Below are 2549 nucleotides of genomic sequence, written 5' to 3' on the forward strand. Positions count from 1 at the left end.
TCTACGCACGCGTACGGGTTCGCCTTTCGGTGCAAGCAGCATCGTGTCGCCGACCGTAACACGTCCCGCGACGATGGTTTGTTCCGGCTCGCGATCGACCGCGTGTTCACGCTCTCCGGACAGGGCACCATTGTCACGGGAACGGTCGTCGCGGGACGTGTTACGGTCGGCGACACGATGCTGCTTGCACCGAAAGGCGAACCCGTACGCGTGCGTAGTATTCACGCACAAAATCGCGCCGCCGAATCCGGCCGCGCCGGCGAGCGCTGCGCGCTCAATCTTGCGGGGATCGAAAAGGACACGATCGATCGTGGTGACTGGATCGTCGATCCGAGGCTGTCGCGGTCGTCCGAGCGTATCGATACAACGCTTACCTTGCTGCCCGATGCCGACATCACGCTGCGTCATTGGGCGCCGCTGCATGTGCATCTCGGCACGCAGCATCAGGTTGCGCATGTCGCCTTGCTCGATGGTGAATCGCTGAGTCCGGATCGGACCGCACGCGTGCAACTCGTGTTCGAACGGCCATTGTGCGCGTTGCCAGGGGACAGGTTCATTGTGAGGAACGCGCAGGCGAACCGGACCATAGGCGGCGGTCACGTGCTCGATCCGTTCGGCCCGGCACGCAAGCGGCGCACGCCGGAACGCCTTCAATGGCTCGACGCAATCCAGACGATGCTCGACACCGGCACGCTCGATGCACTGCTCGAACGCTCGCCCAACGGTTTGCCGCGTTCGCTTCTGGAGCAGCTAAGCGGCATGCCGGCGGCATCGCTGCAGCTTCCCGCCGATACCCGCACGGTCGCGTTGTCCGGCGACGATACATTGTTTGTGGCGGGCGCCACATGGCATGCGTTGACGGTTCGTTTGCTTGCGGCGTTGAAGCAGTTCCACGAGCGTTCGCCCGACGAGCAGGGGCCCGACGCATCGCGTTTGCGCCGGATCGTCGCGCCGCTGATGGACGACGCATTGTGGCGCGCGCTCTTAAGCGACGCTTGCGCCAGTGGCGCTGTTGTTCGAAGCGGGCCATGGCTGCATTTGCCGGATCACACAGTCACACTCGACGACGCGGAACAGGCGCTTGCGCGGCAAGTACTGCCGGCCATTGGACTTGGTGGTTTCAATCCGCCGTGGGTTCGCGATATGGCAGCTTCGCTGGGTGTTCCCGAAGAGCGAGTACGTCTTTTAATGCGCAAACTCGCGCGGCAGGGCGAAGTGTTCCAGGTCGTGCGGGATCTTTTTTATCATCGCGATGCGATTCGTGAGCTTGCCGCGATCGCTGCGGTGGAAGCGCAAAAGAATGACGCGAGACTTGCCGCTGGGCCTTTTCGCGATGCCACCGCACTCGGCCGCAAGCGTGCGATCCAGGTTTTGGAATTTTTCGATCGCGTTGGGTATACTCGTTTCCACCGCGAAATGCATGTGATGCGCACGGATAGCCGCTGGCTCGATCTGCTTTAGTCAAGGCTTGGCGCAAAATGTACTAGATGGTTCAAAAGAAGGAAGGCATTCGTATCCGGTGGTACGGCTGGGCTTCAAACCCAGTAAAGGGCGTCAGCCGCTCTTTGGTAGGTTCGACTCCTGCTGCTTTCCGCCAACGCTCTTCGGGCAAATCCTGCCTCCCGCCGCAAACCCGATATCGACCTTGAGGCATCCGCTCGCTCATGCAAGGGCGCACGATATTGGCATCGGATAATCCTCCACATTCTTCCGCCAGTGCTCGCGCGTGCGCTTCGTATGCGGCTTCGAGAGAGGGAGGGAGACCGTTTACTTGGAAAACGCCGATTTTCGGGAAAACCCTCCCGTGTAATTCCCATCGGACGGGAATCGTATTTTTGAAACGTGGGAATTATCTGGCATTCTGAATTCCGTCGCCATTTCGCTTTCAACCTCTTATGGACACGGAAAATACCGTCACCGGTGCAGAACGCGTTCTGCTGGTCTTGTCGGCGCTTGCCAGCCATGGGAAGGCAATGTCCGTCAAAGATTTGCTGGGGGTGACGGGACTCGCGCAAAGCACCCTGTACCGGCAGATTGCGTTGCTCAAGCGCTGGGGGTTCGTCTCGGAGAATGCGGGGTATTACGCACCCGGTCCCATCAGTTTGCAACTCGCGCTCGGCTTCGACGGCAATTCGCTGCTGGTCGAGGCCAGCCGCAACGAGATGCAGCAGCTCGCGCGCTTTTCACAGGAGAGCATTGGCCTTGTCGTCGCGGTGAACAACCAGGTGATGTGCCTTGAGATGGTCGACAGCCGGCACTCGCTGCGGTGCTCATTTGAAAAGGGCCGGGCCGTGGCGTTGAAGGCGGGTGCATCGGCGAAATCATTGCTGGCCTTCATGCCCGAGCGAGCGCGCACGGATGCCCTCGACAGCATGTTTCACGACGACATTGTCGACCGCGCCACGATAGAAGCCGAACTGGAGCAGATTCGCACGCAGGGGTTTGCCGTCAGCGACAGCGAGGTCGATCCGGGCGTGTGGGGCGTGAGCGTGCCGATCTATCATCGCGCGGGGCGTGCGGCCAGCAGCAGCGCGTCAATCACGCTGATA

The 2549-nt window shown here is 60.8% G+C and carries 2 protein-coding genes and 1 tRNA gene; all 3 read left to right on the forward strand.

Annotated features, from left to right (window positions below; genetic code table 11):
* On the forward strand, positions 1 to 1461 hold a 1461-nt coding region (gene selB, locus ACRXB1_RS34410), incomplete at its 5' end, for a selenocysteine-specific translation elongation factor (protein ID WP_449494581.1).
* A 40-nt stretch (positions 1462 to 1501) separates the two neighbouring features.
* Positions 1502 to 1597, forward strand: a tRNA-Sec gene (locus ACRXB1_RS34415).
* A gap of 298 nt (positions 1598 to 1895) precedes the next feature.
* A partial coding sequence (locus ACRXB1_RS34420) for an IclR family transcriptional regulator (protein WP_449494582.1) occupies positions 1896 to 2549 on the forward strand: 654 nt, incomplete at its 3' end.

The organism is Caballeronia sp. M23-90, from assembly GCF_053574605.1.